A 24,860-nucleotide genomic window follows, 5' to 3' on the forward strand; every position below is an offset into this window, starting at 1 on the left:
AGTCTAACTTTACCATACAACGCGCATTTGCATATAACATCAGCACGTATAAAAAAGAAGCCTTCTCACGATGGAAAAGACTTCTTCTCTTCTTTCGGCTCACTTGCTGGCTCCATATGAACATGAGAATGTAAAATATCATGCTCCTGCTTCATTCTACGTTCAATTTCATCTGCAATATCATGGCTTTCTGCTATGTTCAAGTTAGGCTCGACCTCAACCACTACATCCACATGGACTGTACTTCCAAGATAACGCGCTTTTATATCCTTTAAATCGCCCACTCCTGGTGTTGCTTCAATGGTCTCTTTATATTTAGACATATCTTTTATATGAAAACCGTCTGTTAACGAATGAGAGGCATCTCTGAAAATCTCCCACGCAGTTTTACAAATAATTAAGCCAATGACAAACGCTGCAAGCGTATCAATCCATGCCAGCTGAAATTGAGAAGCCATAATTCCTACAAATGTGCCAATACTTACATACGCATCTGATTTATTATCAGCAGCTGCCGCATGAAGAGCCTGGCTATTGATCCGTTTGGACAGATTGCGATTATAGATATACACACCGTACATCACAACAGCACTTCCTGCTGCTGTCCAAGCCGCGATCATATCCGGCGTTTGATGCTCAGATGAGAAGAGCGACTTGCCTGCACTCAGCAAAACCTGAAGCCCAACAAGCATCATGATAAAGGAAGCCACAAGAGACGCAATATTTTCCGCTCTAAAATGACCATACGGATGATCTTCATCAGGCGGCTTTTGAGAAATACGCAGCCCGATCAACACAGCAAGGGATGCAATAATATCCGTCGTGTTATTCAATCCATCTGCTGAAAGAGCCTCTGAATGAAACACATACCCAATAATGAGTTTGACCGCAGATAAGATCACATAGGCAATGATGCTGACCCAAGCACCTGTTTCACCTTGTCTTAATTCGTTATAGCGCTCCATGCTGAACCGCGCCTCCTCACACATCACTTTTCTATTATTTATCTTACAAAGCAAAGCTCGTGTGGGTCTACAGCAACATGATTCGCTTATGTCAGCAAAATAGGATAAATAGAAATGTGTTGACCTAAGCAAACTTATTTTTACAAGGTCAAATGACCTCAAGACCTACTCCTATCAACCTTTTTCCATTTCTCTTCGAAATAGACATATCGTCAAATCACTCTTCTTGGATAAATTATCAGAATAATTTTATTTTGGGACACAACTTCCCTCCTTCCTTTTTTATGCTATTTTAAAAATAAACAGAGGGAAAAGAGGGAACATAATCTCTCAAATCCTTTCTACTTTTTAACATCATGTTAAGAGGTTTGAAATGTCAGTTTGATAACCTGTCCAATGCTGAATGACAATTCAGTATGATAAAATTTAAAATATTCTAAAAACAAATTCTCTATTCATGAGAAATGTTTGGAGGTAAAGAAATGTCCAACATGACAAACGGTCTTCAAAAAAACCTTAAAACAAGACATATTTCGATGATCTCCATTGCTGGGGTCATTGGGGCAGGGCTATTTGTTGGTAGCGGCGCTGTCATTCATTCTGCAGGGCCTGGATCCATTCTTTCCTATTCTTTTGCCGGACTTCTGGTGATCTTTATTATGAGAATGCTTGGAGAAATGGCATGTGCCTATCCGACAAGCGGTTCTTTCTCACAATATGCGAGCGATGCCATCGGTCCATGGGCCGGGTTTACAATCGGCTGGCTTTACTGGTTCTTCTGGGTGATCGTCATCGCCATCGAAGCCATTGCCGGTGCTGCCATTATTCAATATTGGTATGGAGATGCACCTGTTTGGCTCACAAGTCTTATCCTCACAATCCTCTTAACATTAACAAATATCTTTTCTGTTAAATCTTTTGGCGAATTTGAATATTGGTTTTCATTAATTAAAGTCGTCAGCATCATTCTCTTTCTACTCATTGGTTTTGCATTTATCTTTGGTTTTGGCGGTCATCATACTTCAGGTCTTGCCAATCTAACAGGCAACGGCGGTTTTCTTCCAAATGGATTCAGCTCTGTGTTACTCGGAATTGTCGTCGTCATCTTTTCCTTCATGGGAACGGAAATTGTGGCCATAGCGGCCGGTGAATCAGCAGACCCAGTCAAATCTGTGACGACAGCCACCCGCTCTGTTGTATGGCGTATTATCGTATTCTATGTCGGATCAATTGCTGTCGTTGTCACCTTGCTTCCTTGGAATTCCGCAAGTATTTTAACAAGCCCGTTCGTTGCGGTATTAGAATACATTGGTGTTCCATCAGCCGCTCAAGTCATGAACGTCATTGTCTTAACAGCTGTTTTATCTTGTTTAAACTCCGGGTTGTACACAACGTCCAGAATGCTTTATTCATTAGCAGAAAGAGGCGAAGCGCCGAAACGTTTTATGAAAATCAGCAAACGTGGTGTTCCTGTAGCGGCTACAGTCGCAGGTACCTTCTTTTCCTACATTGCCGTCATGATGAACTACTTTTATCCTGAAACCATCTTTTTGTTCTTAGTCAACGCATCTGGTGCCATTGCCCTTCTTGTTTACTTGGTCATTGCCGTTTCACAATTAAGAATGCGACGCAAAATCGAAAAAGAAAATCCAGAACAGCTCAAAATCAAAATGTGGCTGTTCCCATACCTCACGTACTTTACCATTTTGGTCATTTGCGCCATCTTGGCATCGATGCTGTTTATCGAATCCATGCGGCCGCAGCTCATTTTGACGAGTATCATTACCTTTGGTGTACTAGCTGCTTATTTTATCTTTAAACCGAATAAAAAAGTGCCTGCAAATGCGGCGCTTGAAAATAAACACCCGTAATTTCTCCCGCTGAAAAGCGGGTTTTTTTATTTTATTCACCTATTTGGATGTCCGCACTTATACTGTATCAAATTGAATTTAAGTGAGGATTAGTCAACATGAACCTAGAAAAATTTGTTGACGAGCTTCCAATTCCAGAAGTCGCGAAGCCCGTCAAAAAGAACCCAAGACAAACGTATTATGAAATTGCTATGGAGGAGGTATTCTTAAAAGTTCATAGAGACCTGCCCCCAACCAAGCTATGGACCTATAATGGCAGCTTGCCTGGTCCAACCATTAAAGCCAATAGAAATGAAAAGGTCAAAGTGAAATGGATGAACAAATTGCCATTGAAACATTTTCTGCCTGTCGATCACACCATCCACTCCGGTCATCACGATGAACCAGAGGTGAAAACAGTCGTTCATCTGCATGGCGGCGTCACACCAGCAAGCAGTGACGGCTACCCAGAGGCCTGGTTTTCACGGGACTTTGAAGCAACCGGTCCTTTTTTTGAAAGAGAGACTTACGTCTATCCCAATCATCAGCAAGCCTGCACATTGTGGTATCACGATCATGCAATGGCATTGACACGACTAAATGTGTACGCCGGTTTAGCTGGGTTTTATTTGATCTCAGATGCATTTGAAAAGTCTTTAGAGCTGCCGAAAGATGACTATGACATTCCTTTGATGATTATGGACCGTACGTTTCAGGAGGATGGCTCACTGTTTTATCCTAGCAGACCAAACGACACGCCAGAGGACAGTGACATTCCAGACCCATCCATCGTGCCCTTTTTTTGTGGAGAAACGATCTTAGTCAATGGAAAAGTATGGCCATATTTAGAAGTAGAGCCGCGAAAATACCGTTTTCGTATTTTAAATGCGTCCAATACTAGAACTTACGAGCTGCATCTAGATAACGACGCTACAATCTTGCAAATCGGTTCCGATGGGGGCTTTTTGCCAAGACCCGTTCGCCATCAATCCTTTAGCATCGCGCCTGCTGAACGTTTCGATGTCATCATCGACTTTTCAGCTTACGAAAACAAAACGATCACTCTCAAAAATACAGCCGGCTGCGGACAGGATGTGAATCCTGAAACAGATGCGAACATTATGCAATTCAAAGTCACACGTCCACTAAAAGGGAGAGTACCTAAAACATTACGTCCGATTTTCAAACCGCTGCCACCGCTTCGGCCAAGTCGAGCTGATAGAGAGCGTACACTCACACTTACCGGCACGCAGGATAAATACGGCCGCCCTATCCTATTGCTCGATAACCAATTTTGGAATGACCCTGTCACAGAAAATCCTCGTCTTGGCAGTCTAGAGGTTTGGTCTATCGTCAATCCAACCAGAGGGACACACCCTATTCATTTGCATCTTGTTCAATTTAGGGTTTTAGACAGAAGGCCATTTGATACAGAAGTCTATCAATCGACAGGAGAAATCGTGTATACAGGACCAAACGAAGCGCCTCCTTTACATGAACAAGGCTACAAGGACACCATTCAGGCGCATGCAGGTGAAGTCATTCGGATCGTTGCTCGATTTGTTCCATACAGCGGCCGATATGTGTGGCATTGTCATATTTTAGAACATGAAGATTATGACATGATGAGGCCGATGGATATCATTCAGTAAAAATGAAACCACTCTTCCACTAAATGCGTAGAACTTATGAAACTGCTGATTACAAAGGGGCTAACGGACATCCATTCATTAGCCCTTTTATGATCCATTTCAAAATGGAAAAATAAATCGCATGAATCATTCCTTTGAAGAGCGTTCCATACTTAAAAAGTTGACGCAGCAAACCGATAATACTACTATATACCCATTACATCTATCAAAAGGCACATAAGCCATAATGAACGAACAAATGGAAAATTGCGATAAAAAACGGAGGAGTTCAATTTGAATGAAGAAAAAGAGACTTGCCAGGTCAAACAAGAAACAGCGGCAGGTAACAGAGAGAAGCTTTCAATCCATGAGAACGAGAGCATTCGCTCAAACATTGAACAACTAACCATTGAACTCAGTGAACAAAAAGAATTCAATCACTTCATATTAGATGAAAAACAAAAGGCCATCAGCACATTATCTTCCCTCATCACAAAAGGCGATTGTGAAGAAGACTTAAAGACTCATTTTGAACAAGCATTACATATTGGACTTTCTGTCATAGAGATTATGGAGATTATTAAACACTGTACAAAGGTTGCTGGATTCCCTCACTCCATTAATGCCCTGTTTATCTTTCAGAACTTATTAGATGAAAACAAATAAAACAGAGAAAACGAGATGTCATCAGTCCTCTCGTTTTTTTATGTTCACTCATACTACCCTTTTTCTTTTCTTCTGTCACATAAGTAAAATATGAAAATAGCCCTCGTATCCCTGCTTAAAAACTGATTTTCCTTCTATAAATCCACCATTTCTCCAGCATTTCAAGTGACAAAATAAAAAAACGTCCAGTTATATAAATAACTGAACGTTTCCTTTATCGATTGACAGTGAAATTGTTAACGATTCCGCCATCCTTCTCCCAAGCGGCTTCCACTGTTTTCTTCTTCATATTGTATTCAAAAATCGTTCTTACCTTCGCCTTTCGTCCGGTGTCATCCTTTAATTCTTTTGCGTTTTTTGCAACACCTAAGAAATAAACAGACGACCCGTCCGTAGAAAATTGCGGCTGTGCAGCACTTAAAATATGAACATCCTGGCTGTTTTTAACGAGTGTCGTCGTTTTTCCTGTTTCTACATCAAGCATCTTAATCGAGGATATTTCTTTTTCTTTACGAACCTTTACTTCTGTATAAATCAATTTCTTATGATCTGGAGAAAATGAAATATCATTGATCGTTTGTGAGATACGTGCAATGCGTTTCCCCTTCTCACCTGTTTGAAGGGTGATCTTCATGGTCGTTGGTTCAGGATCTCTTCCCTTTTCATTCGCTTCATCGGTTTTTTGATAATCTTCTTTTAAAGAATAATGCTGGATCGCCAAATCATTTGAAGTCGGATCATATGCAAAAGAACTCACCGTATCATCCTTGCTTTTTTCTGGATACAGCTCCTTCATTTTGTGTGTGTTCAAATCAAAAGACGCGACAAAAAATTGCTCTCCAGAATCCTTGTTATACCTTAGAAATAACTTCTTTCCGTCACCAGACAGCCTCATACTGTCGATAGAATCATCACTCGTAAACAGTGTTTTTTCTTCTTCAGATTTCACATTTAATTCCCGAATACTCACCTTTTGCGTGTCTTCATCCGTATACGTGTAATATAAAACTTGTTTCGTAGAATCATAAGCAATCGAAGGATATGCTGTCAGTTTCTCCGTATGAAGCGCCTGATCATGCAAGTAATAAGTATTGTTTAACTTTTGATCTGTAAATGAAACGAGCAATTCGTCTTTTGCATCTTGATTTGTTTTGACTTTTCCTGTATGTTTCGCCTCTTGCCCAGGCTTCATCATGAAGAAAATAACTGCCGCAATCACTGCGACGCCAATGACTGTGATGATCCACCATGTTGATTTTTTCATTGCCTTTCAGACCCTCTCTACAAGAAAAGAAGCCAGAAAATGAACTTTTCCCGCTTCTTTGCATGCCTATGTATTAATAAGTGTAATGCCCTTTTACGACACCTTTACTTGTTTTATACCCAAGTGCTTTGAATGCTTTTGGACTTACGTCTAGTACAGCATTTGGCATTCTGCCTACATCATATTTATATACTGTAATCACTTTATGTGGTTTCGCTTTTGTTGTCACTCTTAGTTTTGTACCTTTTTTCGGTACGTCAAAGCCCATTTTAGTTGCTGCATCCCAATGACCGAGTTTTTTTCCATCTGCGCCTTTTTTGCCGACACCATTGTACCAAGTAATATTGCCGCTTACTTTTTTTGCACTTGCTCCATGTGAGAAACTGAATGCTAAAAATAAACTAGCTACTGTTACGATTGTCGTGATAAGCTTTTTATTCATTAAGAAATCCTCCGTTTTTGGTTTCTGCACTCATTATACATGAAGATGAACCCAGTTATTTTACAGACACATTACAATTCAAATACAAGTTGACCACTTTATGACCGATAAAGTTCATAAATACTACCATAAACAGCCAGAACATTGTAAGCAGCCCCCCTCCTTCATTTTATATAATGAAAGTGAATCAAATTTAAGGAGGAATTTTCATGAAAAAGTGTTTCACCGTTTTGATTGTAAGTTTGGCCTTCGTTTTGATGTTTTCAAGTCTTCCTGCCTCAGCGGCTAGTCCTCGTCACGGCGCCATTGTGACGCAAACAGATGAAGCCAAATGGTCAGGTATCTCTGCTGATATTGTCCTGCCGAAAACAGCCACCATTAAAAATGGCTATGCGGACTGGTATCTCGGTCTCGGCTCTGCTGTTGTAGAGAGCGGTATTTCAAAAACGTCTTCTGGCTATAAGGTTTTTCTGGGCAGCGGCTCACAAGGCGGCAGTAAATACTGGAACAGCGAATACGATACAAGTATTAAAGATGGCGCACGGGTCAACTTAAAGCTCATCAACAATGGTGATGGCACGGTGTCACTATATGTCAATGGGAAATTGCGCTATAAGCAGCCTGTTTACAACCCTAGCCGTCTGAAAAACCTTGATGTTGTCAAAATGGTACATGGCGTACAGGATAATGGAACAAACAGCTATTCACAAGCAAGCTTTTCGAATGTACAGCTTCGTGCAAATACATCAGGAAGTGTCTATAAAAATTGGGACGGGTCAATCAAATCGTCACTTTTACGTAAAAATTTAGAATCCGGTGCCGCAGCTCCTAAATTCACCGTCATTTCTTCTATCCCATTAAGTACAAGCCTTTCAGCACAATAAGAAAAAAGCACCCTCCATTGGGTGCTTTTTATTGTTCACAGCTTATCAACACTTCTCTTTTAATCAAAACAAGGATTCGTGGTAACATAAACATACAACATTCGACGAAAAAAGGAGAACGAACGTGAAAAAAAGTCTACTTGTTTTCATGAGTCTAGTTGCAAGTCTCTCCATTCTAGCAGCTTGCTCAAATACGACAAAAGAACAAAAACCAGAATCTAAAGCACTTCCAACGATTAATGAACGCATTCAAAAGGAAACGAAAGAAGTGATGGAGCAGTCTAAGCTCATCAAAGACACTGACATCACCGTTGATCAAAAGAAAAAAATCATTTCTTTAAACGTAACGGCTTCCTCTGATACCAATAGTGATTACGCTGAAGTCATCGGTTTAAACTTTGCAAAAACGCTGGCCATTGGAGCATCAACTGAAAAAGAAAACAATCTGCATAAACCTGAAAATGACAGCCTCGGCGCCCTCTATTCCTTTTATGACCTAAACATCACCGTGAAACAAGAAAACGGCAAGGTGCTGGCAAAGGGAACGAAAAAAACAAATGAAACAAAAATCACTTGGGAGAGAGCCCAATAATTGGACAAGAAAATCCTTTATGGATTTTCTTGTTTTTTTTAACAAAACTATTAACTTTATGAAAAGAATGCCGATTAGTAAGATTGTGTTGGTTCTTAAGTACCAATAATTCTTATTTACATATCGGAGGAAAGTATCATGAAAAGAACAACTGAATTTGTTTTAGGTTTAATTGGAGGTATTTTTGGATTTTTCGGCGCAATGTTCGCTCTTGCTTTCGGAGGAATCGATGCAGCATTTAGCGATTCAGGCACGAGTGAAATTACAGGATTAGGCTGGGCAGCAATGCTTTTCTCTATTCTTGCCATTGTCTCATCTGTCATTGTAAAGAAAAAAGCAAAGCTTGGTGGAATTTTATTATTAGTATCTGCTGTAGGCGGCATTATTTCTATTTCTATGTTCTTCATCCTTCCAGCTGTATTAATCATCATTGCAGGCTGCATGGGCGTGTTTAGAAAAGAGCCTGTCGTCAATAACACAACTGCATAAAAATAGAGAATAAAGCTTGTAGAGATTGCTCTACAAGCCTTTTCTCTCTACTCTTTGTAATTCATATTGAATGGCATCAACTAACTCTATTATGTTTTCATCTGTCCAAAGATCCAACATAAATAATATATCATTCACCATGTGTGACAAATCTTCTTGGCTCATCAATTCTTCTTTGTAAGCAGGGACAACAAAGAAATAGAGTAGATCAGCCAATTCAAGAACGACACGTACATCTTTTTCATCCATGATGGCTTTATGCAAAGAATGAATCAGCCATTTGAGGTCTTCATGAATTTCAATAGGAACATACATCAATTGGTGTATTTCATCGGTATCCCTCTCACTTAGAATCCTCTCAGCAGATTCCTTTGAAAGAGCCCCAACTGTATTTGAAGATATATTCAGAAACAAGAATTCATGTTGATCCTCTCTATTAACCGTCTTGATTGACGAACCTTCCATCTCAATCACTCCCAATCCCTTATAATAATTCTATTATAAGGAAATTCAAGTTCGTTTTAAGTCACAAGAAGTGGATTTTATGTAATTTTAAGCTAACTGGTTTATAAAAAACACTCCAAAACAATTATTTTCTATTTTTATCATTTTTTGTTGATTTACAAGTACTTTTATCCTATTATAATAGTCATGATCAATATATAAGCACAGGACGCTTATATAAATTAAACAAAAGGGGATTTTCATTTTGAAGAAATTCTATGCTTTATTTTTAGCTTTAGGGCTAACATTTACACTGGCTGCTTGCGGCTCAACAGAAGATGTGTCTACAGGTGCATCTAAAGAAAAAGAGTCTACAAGCACAAAAACACAATCAAAAAACAAAAAAGACGATGGTTCAAAGAAAATAAATGCGAGCAAACACAAAACAACTGCTCAAGGAATGAAAGTAAACCTTGGCGAGATTAAAATTATGAAGGATAGAATCAATGTTGGGATGAATATCGAAAATACGACAGATAAAGTTCTAAACTTCTATCCAGATCAAGGTAAAGTTGTAGCTGGAAGCATGCAATTAGATGCCAATATGTTTATGACTGATGGTGATATTGGTGGCGAAGTTGAAGGTGGCGTTAAACAAGATGGTGTTATTCAATTCTTAGCTCCTGAGGGCAAAGAGATCAACATTAAAAATATCAAAGAATTAAAGCTGAAATTTGGAAATGTCACAACTGACGATTACATGAATAGTAAAGATGTAACCTTCACAGTTAAAGTAAAATAATTTGTTTCATTAAAGCCCTTGAATGATGAGGGCTTTTTTATTTATCATCACAAAAAAACACTTTCCTAGAAGAAAGTGTTTAAGTAACGTTCTCATTCATTTTTAGCGCTTCATAAGAATAACTGATCTTTCGAGAAGCCTCTTACACGGAACTCTCTTTTCATCGCCTCAGCCATTTCCACTTCACCCTCTGCCTCCAGCTTTTCAATGATGCGGTCATAATCCCTTTCGTGGCGATTTTGGCTTAATTTGAAAGCAGCCTGAACTTCATCAATGATGATCTTAAAACCTACAATGCCTTTCATTTGCTTCTCTAACAGTTCCTCAGACAACGTATCCCATAACACCGGCTGTTCTCTGTGACTTTCGTATGTCTCCAGCATTGTGGTTAATTCCTTAACCAGTTCCGATTTTTCAAGCAGTTCCGCCTTTCCATAAACATGAACAGCCTGGTAATTCCATGTTGGTACTGCTTCTTTTTCATACCATGAAGAGGATATGTAGGCATGCGGCCCTTGAAAGATGACGAGCGTCTTCTCGCTCTCTTCAAACGTTTTCCACTGAGGATTCCCAATCGCCATATGCCCTGAGATCACATACGAATCGTCAACTTGATGAAAACTCAACGGAATATGTGTCGCAATGGGCTTTCCATTCGATGTCGTCACAACTGTTGCAAATGAATGAGATTGAATAAATGATTTGATTTTCTCCATATCTTTCACTTGAAAAAATGATGGAACATGCATGTACCCTTCCCCCTTTTTGATCAGCTCAATGTTTTGGTCATAATGAAATCCATTTGCTCTTCGTCCCCCATGAGAAAGGCGTGCACCCCTGTTTGAACAAACCCAAGCTTTTGATAGAAAGCGATGGCCGCTCTATTGTGCTCCCACACCCCAAGCCAAACATCCCGTTTATGATGATTTTTCGCAATTTCAATGGCTTGATCGATTAAATATTTGCCTAATCCTTGCTTTTGAAAGGATTGCTTGATATAAATTCTTTCAATCTCTAACGCGTCATCGCCCATCTCTTCTGATTGGGCATCATTCATATTGATCTTTAAATAACCAGCTACTTCCCCATTCACTTGAACAAAATAAAACTGTGAAGAAGGGTGCTGTAATTCCTTTAACAGCTGGTTTAGGTGAAAAGCTGTCTTCACGTAAGCTTCGATATGTTCCACTTTGTTTTGATCCAGAAAGGTTTCTTTAAACGTATTGATCCCTATTTTCTGAAGCTCCTTTACATGTTGTACATTGCACCGAATGAAATTGACGGTCATAAAGTCGTCCCTCCTTATTAATTAGTAGCTTCTCTTTATCCCTTTTTTCACATCTTCCCAGTCCTTTTCTATATTCTTTCGCACCCTTAGAAGATACTCATAAATCTGTTCCGCTTCTTCCTCAGAAAACCCACTGAGCGCCACTTGATTCGAATAATCATGTTCTCGTTTGATCATTGGGTAGACCGTTTTCCCTTTTTCAGTTGGAAACAGCTTTTTGATTTTTTTATTCACACGATCATCTTTTTTCTCAATAAACCCATGCAGTTCTAGCTTTTTGATAGCCCGAGCCGCCGTAGTTCGATCCACCTTAATCATTTCCGCCAGCTTTTCCTGAATGATACCAGGCTCCTCACAAATACGCACAAGATACAAATACTGCCCCTTCGTTAAATCGTATTCTTTAAATTCAATATTACTTATGGAATCAAGCGCACGAGCAATCACGCCGATCTCCCGCAAAATCTCTTTCATGTACCTCGTCTCCTTTTGTTGCATTTACAACAAACAACTAAAATCAGTATAACCAATTAATGTTGTATTTGCAATAAAAAACCCAACCTCCAATTGGAAGTGGGTTTTTTATTTATCACGCTTCTTTGATCCAAACACTCCAAACACGACGGCCAGTGCAACAATAATCGCTACCCATGTAGTGAAGCCCATATGATCACCGCTTTTCTTTTTAAAATACCGTATCGGGTAAAAACCCATGAAATCACTTACTCTTATTTTAACGATTGAAAAGCAGAAAAGGTTTCAATTCAGCAGCCCTGATACTTTTTATTGCATGTGATCAAATTCATGAAGACATAACAAAAACCCCTATATTTCAAGGGGTTTTCGAGGGTGTTACATCATTCCGCCCATAATTCACCCTGTTTTCGCGTGATTTCGGTCTCTTTCATTCAAGGGTTTCAGTGATAAAAAACAACAATGACAAAACAAGAAAACATCGCACTTTTTCGTAGTCGGGTGGGGTTTTCGTTATTTTCGTGTTATTTTTAAAAAAATAACAAAAAAGAACTGTCTTGAGAAAGACAGTCTCAATTGTGAGTAATATAAGAAGTTAATCATTGAAATATACGAATTTTTTAATCCCGTTTCCGCGGGTAAACCGTATACTCTAATTATACACCACATTTAGACACCGAACAAATATTCGGTTATAATCTCTAATGAGGTGTATGAAATGTGGAATGAGGAAAAAGATCAAAATCGCTGGAAGATGAAATTCATCTTGCCAGAACATAACGAGGCTTTAAGACAGCTGCATCTTGCGAAACATAAGATTGAACAGCCGGTTCTAAGTCCGGAGCAATTAGAAGAATTTGAATACACCATCGCAACCGCAATGAGTGAGGACATGCCCCTCAATTTTGAGTTATTCGATAATGGGTTTGTCAGAGAAATTTCGGGACGGGTTGTATACGTGGACCACATAAAGAAACTGTTTCATGTAAAAGATAGCCGTTCTGATACAAATTTAATAAAATTTGCAAATATACTTAATGTAAAAACACTTTAAATAAAAAGGCCGTCCTTCTAGGCGGCCAATAACTTTCATTTGTTAATGTTTTTCTTTAAATCCTCAATTTCATTTTTGAGGATTTTATTTTCTTTCTTTATTTTTGAGACCTCAACGACTGTAAATAACAAAGTTGCAACTATAAGTAAAATCAAAATATACTCAAACATGTTAAATATCCATATAGTAGTCATCAAAGCCAAATGTTGCTGCAATTCCGATAACCGGAACAAGTGCTGCTCTGAAACCCCATCTGTGTTTTTTATAAGTTGATTTCGTTAACTGCTTGCGCTTGTAAAGTTGATTGGCGATATAGCGACCAGCAGCATATCCACTCCCCACAATTGCGGTCATCCCAGTAATTATACCGATCACAACAAGTATAGGATTATGTACTGTGGCTTTATCTTCTTTGTCGAAAAGACTGTCGATTTTAAAGATTTCATTGTCAGTTAGGCCAAGATCTAACGCGCCTTGATATAATTCAGGATCGTTTTTAGTAAATGATTCAGACTGTGTTTTTTGTTCATATTGTGGCTGATTAGCTTTTGCATCTGCAAACTCTCCAAGAGTACAGGAGATACCCAACACAGCTACAATGGATAAAGAAATTCTTGTTATCCATTTTTTATTCAAATTAAACCCTCCCCTTTGTAAATCCCAAATTAAGCATAACTTAAAATATACAGTAATTTCCATAGTTACAAATAACCGAATGTCAAATGGTGTATTAGTAGTAAAGTATGTAATTTAAGACAAATAAAAAAGCCCCTTTCCTTAATGGATGGGGGCTTTGCTTGGTTTCCTATAGACATACGACTATAGATTTTTATTTAATAGCTTTTCGAGAGTGGCTTTTGTCTTCGGTCCATATATGCCGTCAGTAGCAAGCCCATGCATGAGCTGGAACCGCTTGACCGCATTCGCCGTTTTTGGGCCATAATAGCCATCAATACCGTTGTTTTTCGCGCCCTTATCAGGATAGAAGAAAAGAGCGGCTAGGGCTTCCTGTACGGCTTTTACGCCTGCACCTTTCGTTAATGGCTTGGTTACTTTTAAAATGCCAGAAGGCAGGTTGTATGTCTTTTTAGCAGGCTTGGAAGCTGGTTTTTTGGATGGTGCTGGTGATGCCTTCGTTGGTTTTGTAATTGTTTGCTTTACTGTACCAGCTAAAACCGCCTTATAATCAAAGACAGGACACGCTTTCCAAGAATAGCCCGGAAACTCATTATGACCTCTTGTTCTTTTGTAGTTCGGCATATCTTTCTTCAATGCCGTTACTAAAGCTCTGAAACTCGCTTCCTGTGCTGCTGTCGGCTTTTCACTTCTGAAATCACCCACAAGACAAATGCCGATCGCAAAGCGGTTTGAATTACCTACATGATAGGATTTGATTCCTAGATCATGATTCCATTCAATTGTTCCGTCTTTGAGAATGACAAAATGATAAGCTACACCCGGCCAACCATTAGTGCCTACATGATAGTTTGCAAAAGCTGCGCTGTTTCCCGATGTTGTTAAGCTATGATGTACCGCGATGTCCGTTTTTGCATTGACACCCACATTTGAATAGCTCCCGTTTCTTTTTGTTTTTCCTCGAAGATCAACAAGCTTGCTTAATTGTCTAAAATTCATTTGCGTTCTCCCCATTCGTTTAATGGAATTTAAAAAAGCCACCCGAAGGCAGCTTCTATTTTGTTAATCCTTTTTGTTTTAGGATTTCTTTCTGCTTCTGTCCTTTAGGTGTCACATAGTTGTTCTTAAACCATGTGATTAGCGTCATAATCGTTGTAAAGATTGTGGAGCCAGCAACATATAAAACGTTGGCTAAATTATTCACAGACTCTTCATCCAATGGTAAAGGCGTTTTACCGAACATAACTAAAAACTGATTGATCAAAGCAACTAAAAGAAGCACTGTTCTTATCACAGTGCCTTTGTCTAAATTCTTCATATTCAATTCCCCATTTCATTTATTTTTGTAAGAATGTGAATGCAAGGGCAATCACACCACCAATTACACCCGTAATAACAGCTGTTATCATTGCACCTGTGATTGTCCTTTTAATCCATGTCGTGTTTTCTTCAATTTTGTTTAGCTTCTGATCAAGACTTATAATTTGCTGATCGTGTCGGTCATACCCTCTTTCAAGTACAGAAACACGCTGCTCCAAAGCTTTTTGACTGGTCTTTAATTCCGATACATCTTTTTGAATTATGTTCACATCGTTAACCTCCGTCATTCCTGACATCAGTAAGCCCCCCTAGTCCTATTTCAAGTTCCTCACCTCCTTAAAGAAGGCAAAATAAAAACGCCTATTCAGCGTGGTTTGAATTGTCTTGTTTTAATTTAAGTAATTCCTCTTTCAGCTGCTTGTTTTCATTGTCGCAAACTGTAAATTGTGCCCTTGCTTCCGCCAGTTCTAAATGCGCTTTTGTTAGCTGCTCCGATAAAGCCATTGCTTTATAAAAAAACAACTCTTCTTTTTCTGTAAGTTGTTGTTGTTTTTGTTCCATCTCAATTCCCCATTTCTTTTATTTGATTTTCTAAGACATACACCTTATCTTTTAATTCCTTAACTATTGGAATTAATAATGCATACAATCGGTCATACATAACGCCTTCGATTTGCCTTTCTCCGTTCTCGTCTGGATCACTCCAGAAAAGATATTCTTTCAATCCCGCTTCGTAAAGATCCTCGGCTATTAAACCCGGAACTCTTTCAAGATATGGTCTATCTCCATCATCTGAACCGTTTGACTCAAGTATTTCTGCATATGATTCCGCAACTTGTTTATCAAACCATGTTTTAGGTTTCAACTTCAAGATATTTTGCAGCTTGTCGTCAGGGTATTCCTCGATGTTTATTTTGTACTTTTTCGATGAAACAACACGGCCCAAAGTTCCGTATTGTGTTATATATACATTTGCCGACCCTGTGTACATTCTAAAGTATATATCTTCTGACCAGACACGCTTTCCTGTGTTATCCCTTCCGAGAAATAATGATCCGTTCCATCCCCCTCCATCCAAAGAAATTCCACCATCTTTTTCTGCCTGCCCTTTTATTGAAACGCGACCATTGTAAGCAGATATATTGATTCCTTTGTCACCGTATATATCAGTTCTTATTCGGCCATTCATCCAAAGGTATCCCTCTGCAAATAAACTTATATCCTCGTCTGCTGACAATGAAGCATATTGTTTTACTGAAACACTATAAGATTTTAATGAAGCCACATGCCCCGTTTTTAATCCATTAAATGCAAAACTTGGTTCTCCACGATTTAATTCAACACTAACCTTGAAGACCACTTCATCATTTTGTGAGAAGATCATATGAGTACCACTACTACCCACGCCTAAATCATTAGGAACCCCTGGATTAGTCTCTATTCTTAACTTATGAGAAATGTTTTCATTTCTAGGGTTCGCTGCTGCAAATAAATTGATTCCACCTCTTTTTATATCAACGGTACTAATCGGTTCTTGCGTCTCATTTTCACCAATTCTATTTCCATATTCTTGTGAAATCAGGCCTGATTGGATTGTGAGTTTCTCATATCTTTTAACAGTGACATCATATATAGTTTTTCTGTATTGATAAATTTTATCGGCTTCAATGAAGGATTCAAATGCAGTTGACCCCGAAATAGGTTCAATCCTTGCCCCTCTAATAAGTGAACCCTCTATCGTGATCCCTTTAATCGTGCCAGCTGTGATTTTGTCCGCAGATAGATTGGCTATTTTGGCATTTGTAATGGCACCATCTGTGATGTGCGCTGTGTCAATTATCGCTGTGCCTAAATGTGCTTTTTGGATTGCGGCGTTTGCAATTGCAGCTGATCCTATCGCCGCATTAGATATGTGCGCTGAATTAATAGCAGCATCATTGATATGCAACGATGTTATTGAGTTTTCAGTAAGCATTACATCGTAAGGACTGGCAGACCATTCTTTTGTAGATTCACCCATTCGTAATTGACATTTTCTAACGACAAACGAACCTTCATCTGTTGTGTTTTCTGTTCGAGCCCCGAACATCATATAATAATTGTTTGCGGTGTCACCTGTGTAAATAAAAGTAAAATTCAGTTTCACAAATTCATCTGAGGGTAAATCAGAGACATCGCTGAATGGCGTTTCGATTATTTGACTTTTAAAAGTAGTAGGTGTGTTGTAATAACGGAAATTCAAATAATTAAAATTCTTTAAACTTCCTCGCTTAACTTCTATTGAGAAAGTATACGTTTCCCCATTAATAAGTTTTAATGACTTGCGATTATTCGTCACTAACCCGTAAAGTGTATTGTTCATGTTCTTTTTCGTTATAGTAACTTCATTGTACTCTTGTTCATTTACAGTTATTTCAGCAGAGTTTAATCCAGTTATGTCACTTGATCTTAAAAGAGAACCCGGAAGGATATTGGAATTCTGAATATCCGTATACAGTTTGTCCGCTGTAACTGATAGAGCTGCCAGTTTATCTGCTGTGACAGCACCAAACATGATGTCGTCATTAAGAACTCTTACCGTCTTCGCCTCATATTCACTAGACCAGTCACTGGCTGTGCCATGTGTGTTTATCGCACGCAAGCGGTAATACCATACTTGATCAACATCCACACCGTCTTGGTGGTGCCAGCCTCCTGTTTTCCCGCGGAAAATAAGTTGTGCGGCTGTTGGCGTAAATCCTTTATTTTGCGATGCATACACTTCATATGCTGCAATGTATGAACTAGGGTTGTAATCCCAAGTAAGAGATACCGTTTTGAACAAACCTTCTGCTTTGATATTTGATGGACGGGGTGGCTTTGTATTCGGAAAACTGCCATCCGTCACGTTGCCCGCTTCCGGTTTTCTTTCCCAGGTACCACGATTGCTATCAATTATCTTTTGCAACTGCTTTACTCGGTCATCACCCTGTAAGACTGACAAGAACTGTCCTATCTCAACGACACACGTATTTTCAGGATCGGTGATATCATATTCCATTGAGATAATGCGCTGTGATGTTTCAATCGGAATAGCAAAATTACGGTCAATAGCGATGGTTGTATCTCCAAGATCGACATGCTCATGCTCATACCCCTCAACACCTTCAAGCAGCTTCACTGATAGCTCATAATTGACCTCTGTTTTTGATGCCACAGTGAGTAAATGATTGTAAGTTGCTTTCAACAATTCTTCGGGATCTTCAATATCTTCATCGCTGAAAATATCTTCTCTGTGGATCAATTCCCCATTTTTTAAGCGGCCGTATTTTTGTAATAGAGCAGGATCACCTACCCACTCTTGCCCCTTTGGTTTGTCTACTGGATCACCATTAGATTTTTTCCACTCAACATCTGCGAAGTCGATGAAACGAGAATAACCTCCCGTCTCTTCCCCGTCTTCGTCAGTCGTCTGTAATGAAGCACCATAACCATACAAAGCGGTCTTCGGATAGCTGATCACGGTACGTCTGATACTTTCAGTGTCCTTATCAATTTCAAAACGCTTGCCGCTGTCTTTTCCTCTTCGTGATAAAACCTTGATCGTGCGTTTAGTGATGGTATTTCCGTCAAACTCCACAACATCTTTAAACTCTCCGCCCCATTTGTTCAAAACATCGCTTAAACATTCAAGAGCAGTCATTTTATAGAATGATGTCGAGTTTAGTCCTAGCTCGGCGGTCACTTCTGCGGTCCATCGGGTTCTTTCAAATACTTGATCAAGAACATATTGCGCCGTTTTATCTTTTGGTCGCTTCTCTTTAATGATTGTTTCAGCCAATTCCATCATTGCGGCTTCGCAAGTAACAAGCGTATTGATCTCAGCACCATCATCTGTATCATCAAGCTCTTTTATAACAAACGCCCGCAATTCGCCGTCCTTATCTCGGAACACGACTTGATTCTCTTCAAACAGATACTTAGCATCTGGATGTGAAGCATCTGCAATAAAAGAAAAAGAAGAACCCAAGTTGAGTTCTTCTTTGTATTTAGCATCCCAGAAATTACACGAATCCTGTCCGTCACTGGACAGAACAGCCAAAAGTTCATCTTCTGGCGATAAAATGAATATCTCAGCCATGACGGACCCCCTTTCTTATTCTATAGATAGGCTTCATTGAATTTGATACTACTTTTATGGCTGAACCTTAGCTTGACCGGCTTTTGAGCAGGAAAATCGAAAAACTCAGATTGGATTTGCAGGCCATTCATGATAGCTTTTCCATTGTTCATTATTTTTCGTTTAGCAATGTCAATCACAAGCGTGTCACCAACGATGAAATTATAAACAATTTTAATAGTTTTCCTCACACTGTTATCTGAGTTTAGAAGAGACACCTCATATGAAGTGGCTGCTGCCGTGAATACACATTCAATCTTTGGTTCGATTATGGCTAAACTTGGATTCGTAAAAGTCCTCAAGCCGCTCTCGAATTCATAAATCGCCGCTAATCCGTATTTTTTTGGATCAGAACAAAGGAAAGTTAGTGTGGCATGTTGTAAGCCTCCCTTTGTCTCACCCTCTGTCAAACTCTCAAATATGGCGTTATATGTCCTGTCTGGTTCATCGAAGAAAACAAGCGGCTTTTCTTCATCTGTGTGAAGAATATAGTTCAATTCCTCCTGTTTTTTCTTCAATTCACTTTCACTACTGAATGCGAATAGCACTTCTAGGGTTATCACTCTTACAGGTAATCTAGTACCACGAAGAAAACCGCCTGCGCGGTTCCCTATCGTGTCTATTTTCACCTCTCGACCTACAACACCCCTGCCGCTGGGTGTCTCTTTAAGGTAGAAATATTGTGATATATCGGTGCCATTAAAAGTGATCTTCCATTCATTGGGGACAAGTTGTTGATAATTAATCATGTGATCCTCGTCCTCCTTGCGTTCGCTCTTTTTTGTTCATTCTCAACAGGCTTCGCGACACCTTGACCAACCTTTTTGCTGTCCATTTCAATAACAATCACTTGTTCAGGAAGTTCAATATTTTGAAGCTCTGCACTCAATTCGTGTTTAACCGCTCCTATTTTACTGTTTGTAATAGAAGCATCGTAAGCGATGTTTAAATCTTCTTGTTTGATATACATAGCGTCAGTAACAGCATTCATTGCCTTACTCACAGTACCCACGCCCTGCTGAATCCCCACAGCAATACCAGCTGGCACCATGACACCCACTTGATCACGCATTAAACGTGAAGGCGAATGAATTTTCAGCTTCTTCTTAATCGTTTTTTCGATTGTAGATGCGATGCTATTGGCTTCCTTCGCAAGCTCGCCTTTCATGTTTTTCATTCCTGAAATAATGCCGGACATCGTGTTAGATCCAATCGCTTGCCCGCTCTTTTTAAGCGATCCCAGCTGCTTAACATTGACAGTCAATTCAGCAATTTTATTCATGTAATCATTTTTCAGTTTGTTTAGCTCTGAATTTGCCGCATTTCTCAATTCAGTGATCTTTTTAGTTGTTGCGTTCTTAAGATCCGCAAGCTCTTTGGTCGCTTGTTCGCTTGCCATGCTGTGTTTTTGTTTCCATAGAGAGATATATTTATCTAGCTCTGGAGCAGACATGGAAGCAATAGCTTTTATTTGATCAGCTGATCCCACGCCCATTTGTCTTAATTCATCAACGAATTCTTTCGGGGCACTGCCTGTTAGTTTTGATAGGTCAGACTGGAAACCTTTCATTCTATCAATTTGCGCTTCCAAGTTTTTTAACAGCCTGGATCCACTGACTTTTTCAGTTGTTACACTATCAAACAACCCCATAGCGTTATAAATAGAATCAGTACGATCTTTAAGAGCATTCTTATACTCTTCATTTGCTTTTTTAATGTCATCAGTCAATTTGTCATTAATGCTCTTAAACTTGGACAAATAGCTGTTGTTGGCAGATAGAAGACCTTTATTCAGCTTGTCAGCCGCTTTTTTCTCATCATCTTTTTTCTTCTGCGCTTCTTTCTGAAGTTTGGTTCTAGTTGCATAAATTTCTTTCTGAACCTTATTACGCTGAGCAGCAGTCAGTTTTTCTTTCTTTTTGATCTTCTCAAGCTGCTTCATATACGTCTGACCACTTATTTTCTTGGTGTCATATTTCACTTCTGCATTAGCGATCTTCTGTGAAACCTTCTTTTGATAAGCAAGCTGCGCTTTTGCCTTTTTGCGCTGCGCCTCAAGTGCCTTCTTCTTCTGTTGACTCTGCGTTTTCTTCTGTGCATTGTATATTTCGCGCTGGATCTTCGCATTTTGCGTGGATGTTAACTTGTTTTTCTTTTTAATCGCGTTTAATTGTTTGATGTATGTCTTTGAGCTGATCTTACCTGTGTCAAACTTGGTTTCGACAGCTCTGATTTTGTTGTCAACGCGTGTTTTTCTTCTAGCATTCGCTTTACGTGCCGCAGCAGCTTGTTTTTTCTTCAATGCTGCCGCTTGTTTTTGCGCTTGCTTTTGTGCTTGCTTCATTTCAGCTTGCGATGCTTTTTGCGCCGCCTGTGTTGTCTTTTTAGCAGAAGAAACAACTGTATTTGTTGATCTATCAAGACCTACAGCCATACCAGCACCTAAGTTATAACCGATCTCATCACGCATCCAGCGTGAAGGAGAATGAATGTTAAATAGTTTGGTAAAGGTATTTTTGACGTTGTTGACAATATCAGTAGCCTTTTTATATAAGCTAGATGCCATCCCTCCAACACCACGCACCAAACCTTGAATAATGTTTTTCCCGATGTTGTAAAGGTTAATTCCTTTGAAGAAAGCCATTACCTTATCCCAAATACTCTTGATCTTGCTTTTGACATCATTCATTTTGCTTCCAACAGTATTCTTTATATCGTTGAACTTGCCAGAAACAGCCTTCCATATACCGCCGACAACGTTTGCGACTGTCGATTTGATCTTATTCCACACACTTCCGATAAACGTCTTAACCGTATTGAAAACAGTCGTTGTCGTGCTCTTGATTTTGTTCCAGTTGTTCACAAAGAAGTTTTTAATGCCGCCTAAAACAGTTGAAAAGAAGGATTTGATTCCGTTCCAAACTGAAGAGGCGGTATTTTTCAAACCATTCCAAACAGCCGTGACAACCTTTTTGATGGTGTTCCAAGCTGTAGTGAAGATCGTTTTATATATCTTAAATACTGTCGTAAAGTACGTTTTAATCCCGTTCCATATGGTTGTGGCCGCCTTCTTGATTCCGTTCCATACTCCAGTTATAAAGCTTTTGATTCCACCCCAAACACTAGAAGCAACTTTCTTGATGCCTTCCCATAACCCTTTCAGGAAGTTTGAAGTTGCTCCCCAAGCTTTGATAGTGAACGCTTTGACTTTATCCCAATTGGCGATGATTAATGCAACAATTCCAATTACTGCGGTCGTTATCCAACCAATAGGACCCATCGCAACAACCCAAGCTGCTGCCATCCGTACAGCATTCGCCATAGCTTGAGCGGCCATAACAGCCATTCGAGCAATGAATAAAGCCATTTGTTTTATTCCATTTTGTAACATGAGAATGAATGAACTCATCTTCGTTGCTGTCCACGCTGCGGCCATTCTCGTTGCTTGTGTTATAGACTGTGCGGCCATGACTGTCATTTGAGTGGTCCATAAGATCATTTGTTTAATGCCGTTTTGCAACATCATGATAAATGAATTTATGTTCATGATCGTCCATGCTGTTGCTGTTCTTGTAGCTTGAACAATTGACTGAGCAGCCATAACAGCCATGTTTCTTATCCATAGAGACATTTGAACGATTCCGTTCTTTAAAGCAGTAACAAACGCCGAAATTTTCATTGCTGTCCAAGAAACAGCCATTTTCGCGCTGTTTGCTATAGCTTGAGCCGTCATAACTGCGTATTTTGCTATGAATTTCGAAATCCATATGATTCCTAATCTCAACTGGCCCACTAAAGTAATTAATTTAACCCCAGCTGCTGTTTCTTTGAAGTTTCTTATATACAATGCCGCTGCTTTAAAATCTTTAAAACCATTAGTTAAAGAGCTAACAGCAACCATTGCCGGAACAATCGCTCTAACGACACCGATAAGAGATAAGCCAGCTGCGATAAATTGTCCAATTGCTGGATTTGCCTCCATTGCAGCATTAGTAAATTTCAAGAAACTGTTTACAGTTTCAAGGATCGTCTTTCCTAGTGGTGCCATTCCAACAAGTAGATTTATAATAGTCCGGGCAATTTGACCAAGTGTGCTCCACACTGTCGGACCTGTTTTTTCAATGTATGCGATGAAGTTTTTAAACCCTTCTGTATGTTGAACGGTACCAGCCCATTCTCTGAACCTCGCAGTCATATCAACCAATGATGTGAGCATGTCTGCTGACATTGGACCAAACGCAGCAAATAAACGGCGTAATGCGCCTGAAAAGTTTGTGATGACTTGTAAGAGCTTTGGCCCATTTTCACGAGTGTAAGCAACGAAGTCTTGGAATCGTTGTGATGAGCTTAAACCTGCCGCCCATTTAGCCCAAGAAGCAGTTGCTTTTTCCATGCTTGCAGCCATATCATTTCCTAGAGGACCAAAAGCCACAATAAGATTCATGACTGTTCTCATAACATTTCCAGCAATGTTCCCGAAGGTCACAAAAGCTTTTCCTGCATTGTTGTTCATCCATTTGATGAAATTTTGCATGTCTTTTGCTTTGAAAGCATTATCAAGGTTTTTCGTTAATGTAACCGCTCCATTTGCCACGTTAACAAACATAGGTCTAAGACTATTCAGAACCGTTTTAAACGTTGTGAGTGAGTTGGTGAATGATTTAAGGATAGGTTTTTGTGTGATCTTCGCAATGTCCTGCCAGTTATCTTTAAAATCTTCTAAAGTAGCAAGGGCTTTCTTCTCTTCTTTCCCTAGCGACTCTTGCAAAACTTTGATTTTTTCCATGATTTTGGCTCGCTCTTTCGCATTGGTGGCATCATCTAGCTTGGCTTGGAGCTTATCTAGGTCCTGACCAGTTTTGATAACACTACCTATAGATGTAACTGCCAATGCACCAAACGCAACTGCACCAGTTCCAGCAGTAGAAAAAGCACTAACAAGCCCCATTAATCCACCTGTAGCCGATCCTATCATTGGACCAAGTGCCCCAATTACTCCCACAGCACCAGCTAAAGCTGGAGCGATAGCAGGTAGTAAAGCAAGCAATCCACCACGTAAAGCATTCCCCATGACGTTTGAAATTGAATTTGTGATCTTTGAAAGTCTGTTCATGGCATTCTCGAATTTATCTAGACGCTTTTCAAACCCCTTCCATACTGCTGTTATTTTAATAACAACATTATTAGGAAGGCTCGCCAAAGCCGCTCTTGCAACTGTTACAGCCCTAATTAAAGCCGCTGAACTTGCATTTATAATTGTTGTAACCCTGTTCGGTATGCTTGCTAATGCAGCACGAGCAGCGGCGACAGATGAATTTAAGTTACTTGCGTTTCCAGCAATCATTGTCGTCACTCTCTGCGCCATTGAAGAAAGAGCGGTACGAGCAACGGCAACTGTTGAAACTAGCGGGCTGGCATTAGCTGCAATGATTGCAGTTACTCTTTGAGAAATAGAAGATAATGCCGTACGTGCAACAATTACAGCTCGTCCTAAAGGAGTAGGATTTCCAGCTATGACGGTTGTCACTCGTTGAGCGATTGACCTTAGCCCTGCTTTAGCACGAGCTATAGAACTAGTTAACGGATTGTTATCACCCGTAAAATAAGTATTGATCCGTTGGGGTATTTCTCGCAATTTTTGACGGGCAATACGAACCGCCCTAGTTAAAGGGTCTGCATCAGCGTCTAGGTCAACTCGGTTGCGTTCGTGTCGGCGTAAGAAACTATCCATCTGCTGCTCTGCCTCACGAACACGCCTTTGGAAGTCAGCGATTTCAGCATCTACTTCGACAGTGTGATGATCACGCATACGGCGCATCATATCATTCACTTTGTCCATTTGCTTTTTAAATTTGCGCGTTTGCGCCTCGACAACCGCCGTTAATTTTTCGATCAAACCC

Annotated in this window: 24 protein-coding genes; 8 read left to right on the top strand and 16 right to left on the bottom strand. The window is 39.6% G+C overall.

The genetic code is table 11. From position 1 onward, the window contains the following. Positions 1 to 65: 65 nt before the first annotated feature. Complete coding sequence (locus BA81_RS13730; RefSeq protein ID WP_034282879.1) at positions 66 to 965, bottom strand: cation diffusion facilitator family transporter; 900 nt, start codon at positions 963 to 965, stop codon at positions 66 to 68. A 482-nt stretch (positions 966 to 1,447) separates the two neighbouring features. Here BA81_RS13730 and gabP point away from each other — a divergent pair, with 482 nt between their 5' ends. The 3 genes from gabP to BA81_RS13745 all read left to right on the top strand — a co-directional run bounded on the left by gabP (position 1,448) and on the right by BA81_RS13745 (position 5,112). Continuing rightward, positions 1,448 to 2,836, top strand: a complete 1,389-nt coding sequence (gene gabP / locus BA81_RS13735; protein WP_024424482.1) for a GABA permease — start codon at positions 1,448 to 1,450, stop codon at positions 2,834 to 2,836. Positions 2,837 to 2,934: 98 nt separating this feature from the next. Then, positions 2,935 to 4,467, top strand: a complete 1,533-nt coding sequence (locus BA81_RS13740; RefSeq protein ID WP_034282881.1) for a multicopper oxidase family protein — start codon at positions 2,935 to 2,937, stop codon at positions 4,465 to 4,467. A gap of 273 nt (positions 4,468 to 4,740) precedes the next feature. Beyond that, on the top strand, positions 4,741 to 5,112 hold the full coding sequence (locus BA81_RS13745; protein WP_034282883.1) for a carboxymuconolactone decarboxylase family protein: 372 nt from the start codon (positions 4,741 to 4,743) through the stop codon (positions 5,110 to 5,112). Positions 5,113 to 5,326: 214 nt separating this feature from the next. Here the strand turns inward: BA81_RS13745 and BA81_RS13750 are convergent, their stop codons facing one another. Both BA81_RS13750 and BA81_RS13755 read right to left on the bottom strand, forming a co-directional pair. Continuing rightward, on the bottom strand, positions 5,327 to 6,376 hold the full coding sequence (locus BA81_RS13750) for a hypothetical protein (protein WP_034282886.1): 1,050 nt from the start codon (positions 6,374 to 6,376) through the stop codon (positions 5,327 to 5,329). 73 nt (positions 6,377 to 6,449) lie between these two features. Further along, positions 6,450 to 6,818 carry an RlpA-like double-psi beta-barrel domain-containing protein gene (locus BA81_RS13755; RefSeq protein WP_024424478.1) on the bottom strand — a complete coding sequence of 123 codons (369 nt, stop codon included), beginning with the start codon at positions 6,816 to 6,818 and terminating at the stop codon, positions 6,450 to 6,452. Positions 6,819 to 7,027: 209 nt separating this feature from the next. Here BA81_RS13755 and BA81_RS13760 point away from each other — a divergent pair, with 209 nt between their 5' ends. From BA81_RS13760 to BA81_RS13770, 3 genes are all read left to right on the top strand, one after another. Next, complete coding sequence (locus tag BA81_RS13760) at positions 7,028 to 7,702, top strand: hypothetical protein (RefSeq protein ID WP_024424477.1); 675 nt, start codon at positions 7,028 to 7,030, stop codon at positions 7,700 to 7,702. A 124-nt stretch (positions 7,703 to 7,826) separates the two neighbouring features. Continuing rightward, the gene (locus BA81_RS13765) at positions 7,827 to 8,294 is read left to right on the top strand and encodes a hypothetical protein (RefSeq protein WP_024426723.1); all 468 of its coding nucleotides are present in this window, start codon (positions 7,827 to 7,829) and stop codon (positions 8,292 to 8,294) included. A 138-nt stretch (positions 8,295 to 8,432) separates the two neighbouring features. Further along, on the top strand, positions 8,433 to 8,783 hold the full coding sequence (locus BA81_RS13770) for a DUF4064 domain-containing protein (protein WP_025092751.1): 351 nt from the start codon (positions 8,433 to 8,435) through the stop codon (positions 8,781 to 8,783). Positions 8,784 to 8,813: 30 nt separating this feature from the next. Here the strand turns inward: BA81_RS13770 and BA81_RS13775 are convergent, their stop codons facing one another. Beyond that, positions 8,814 to 9,248 (bottom strand): hypothetical protein, encoded by a 435-nt coding sequence (locus BA81_RS13775; RefSeq protein ID WP_024426725.1) that lies wholly within the window; start codon positions 9,246 to 9,248, stop codon positions 8,814 to 8,816. A 244-nt stretch (positions 9,249 to 9,492) separates the two neighbouring features. Between BA81_RS13775 and BA81_RS13780 the strand changes: the two genes are divergently transcribed. Next, complete coding sequence (locus tag BA81_RS13780) at positions 9,493 to 10,029, top strand: LptM family lipoprotein (RefSeq protein WP_024426726.1); 537 nt, start codon at positions 9,493 to 9,495, stop codon at positions 10,027 to 10,029. A 110-nt stretch (positions 10,030 to 10,139) separates the two neighbouring features. Here BA81_RS13780 and BA81_RS13785 read toward each other — a convergent pair whose 3' ends face one another. The 4 genes from BA81_RS13785 to BA81_RS20075 all read right to left on the bottom strand — a co-directional run bounded on the left by BA81_RS13785 (position 10,140) and on the right by BA81_RS20075 (position 12,031). After that, positions 10,140 to 10,778: an FMN-binding negative transcriptional regulator gene (locus tag BA81_RS13785; protein WP_034282891.1), complete on the bottom strand. Its 639-nt coding sequence runs from the start codon at positions 10,776 to 10,778 to the stop codon at positions 10,140 to 10,142. Between the two features lie 20 nt (positions 10,779 to 10,798). Next, positions 10,799 to 11,317, bottom strand: a complete 519-nt coding sequence (paiA, locus tag BA81_RS13790; RefSeq protein WP_034282894.1) for a spermidine/spermine N(1)-acetyltransferase — start codon at positions 11,315 to 11,317, stop codon at positions 10,799 to 10,801. A gap of 21 nt (positions 11,318 to 11,338) precedes the next feature. Further along, on the bottom strand, positions 11,339 to 11,791 hold the full coding sequence (locus BA81_RS13795) for a MarR family winged helix-turn-helix transcriptional regulator (protein ID WP_024426729.1): 453 nt from the start codon (positions 11,789 to 11,791) through the stop codon (positions 11,339 to 11,341). A 108-nt stretch (positions 11,792 to 11,899) separates the two neighbouring features. Continuing rightward, positions 11,900 to 12,031 carry a hypothetical protein gene (locus BA81_RS20075; protein ID WP_255290936.1) on the bottom strand — a complete coding sequence of 44 codons (132 nt, stop codon included), beginning with the start codon at positions 12,029 to 12,031 and terminating at the stop codon, positions 11,900 to 11,902. Positions 12,032 to 12,509: 478 nt separating this feature from the next. Here BA81_RS20075 and BA81_RS13800 point away from each other — a divergent pair, with 478 nt between their 5' ends. Next, the gene (locus BA81_RS13800) at positions 12,510 to 12,845 is read left to right on the top strand and encodes a YolD-like family protein (RefSeq protein WP_034282897.1); all 336 of its coding nucleotides are present in this window, start codon (positions 12,510 to 12,512) and stop codon (positions 12,843 to 12,845) included. Positions 12,846 to 13,016: 171 nt separating this feature from the next. On the opposite strand, the gene BA81_RS13805 is transcribed toward BA81_RS13800, so the two are convergent. The 8 genes from BA81_RS13805 to BA81_RS13840 all read right to left on the bottom strand — a co-directional run bounded on the left by BA81_RS13805 (position 13,017) and on the right by BA81_RS13840 (position 24,856). After that, a complete protein-coding gene (locus BA81_RS13805; RefSeq protein WP_034282900.1) occupies positions 13,017 to 13,481 on the bottom strand; it encodes a hypothetical protein in 465 nt (154 codons plus the stop codon). 183 nt (positions 13,482 to 13,664) lie between these two features. Continuing rightward, a complete protein-coding gene (locus tag BA81_RS19365; protein WP_034282902.1) occupies positions 13,665 to 14,480 on the bottom strand; it encodes a peptidoglycan recognition protein family protein in 816 nt (271 codons plus the stop codon). A 55-nt stretch (positions 14,481 to 14,535) separates the two neighbouring features. Further along, positions 14,536 to 14,799: a phage holin gene (locus tag BA81_RS13815; RefSeq protein WP_034282905.1), complete on the bottom strand. Its 264-nt coding sequence runs from the start codon at positions 14,797 to 14,799 to the stop codon at positions 14,536 to 14,538. Positions 14,800 to 14,818: 19 nt separating this feature from the next. Next, complete coding sequence (locus BA81_RS13820; protein ID WP_080701224.1) at positions 14,819 to 15,097, bottom strand: hemolysin XhlA family protein; 279 nt, start codon at positions 15,095 to 15,097, stop codon at positions 14,819 to 14,821. Positions 15,098 to 15,161: 64 nt separating this feature from the next. After that, positions 15,162 to 15,362, bottom strand: a complete 201-nt coding sequence (locus BA81_RS13825; RefSeq protein WP_034282908.1) for a hypothetical protein — start codon at positions 15,360 to 15,362, stop codon at positions 15,162 to 15,164. 1 nt (position 15,363) lies between these two features. After that, positions 15,364 to 18,921 (bottom strand): phage tail spike protein, encoded by a 3,558-nt coding sequence (locus tag BA81_RS13830; RefSeq protein ID WP_034282910.1) that lies wholly within the window; start codon positions 18,919 to 18,921, stop codon positions 15,364 to 15,366. A 20-nt stretch (positions 18,922 to 18,941) separates the two neighbouring features. Then, the gene (locus BA81_RS13835; RefSeq protein ID WP_034282914.1) at positions 18,942 to 19,709 is read right to left on the bottom strand and encodes a distal tail protein Dit; all 768 of its coding nucleotides are present in this window, start codon (positions 19,707 to 19,709) and stop codon (positions 18,942 to 18,944) included. Then, the gene (locus tag BA81_RS13840) at positions 19,706 to 24,856 is read right to left on the bottom strand and encodes a phage tail family protein (RefSeq protein WP_034282917.1); all 5,151 of its coding nucleotides are present in this window, start codon (positions 24,854 to 24,856) and stop codon (positions 19,706 to 19,708) included. Before BA81_RS13840 ends, BA81_RS13835 begins: the two co-directional genes overlap by 4 nt. Positions 24,857 to 24,860 lie beyond the last annotated feature (4 nt).

Origin of the sequence: Bacillus safensis FO-36b (genome assembly GCF_000691165.1) — a bacterium.
GTDB lineage: Bacteria > Bacillota > Bacilli > Bacillales > Bacillaceae > Bacillus > Bacillus safensis.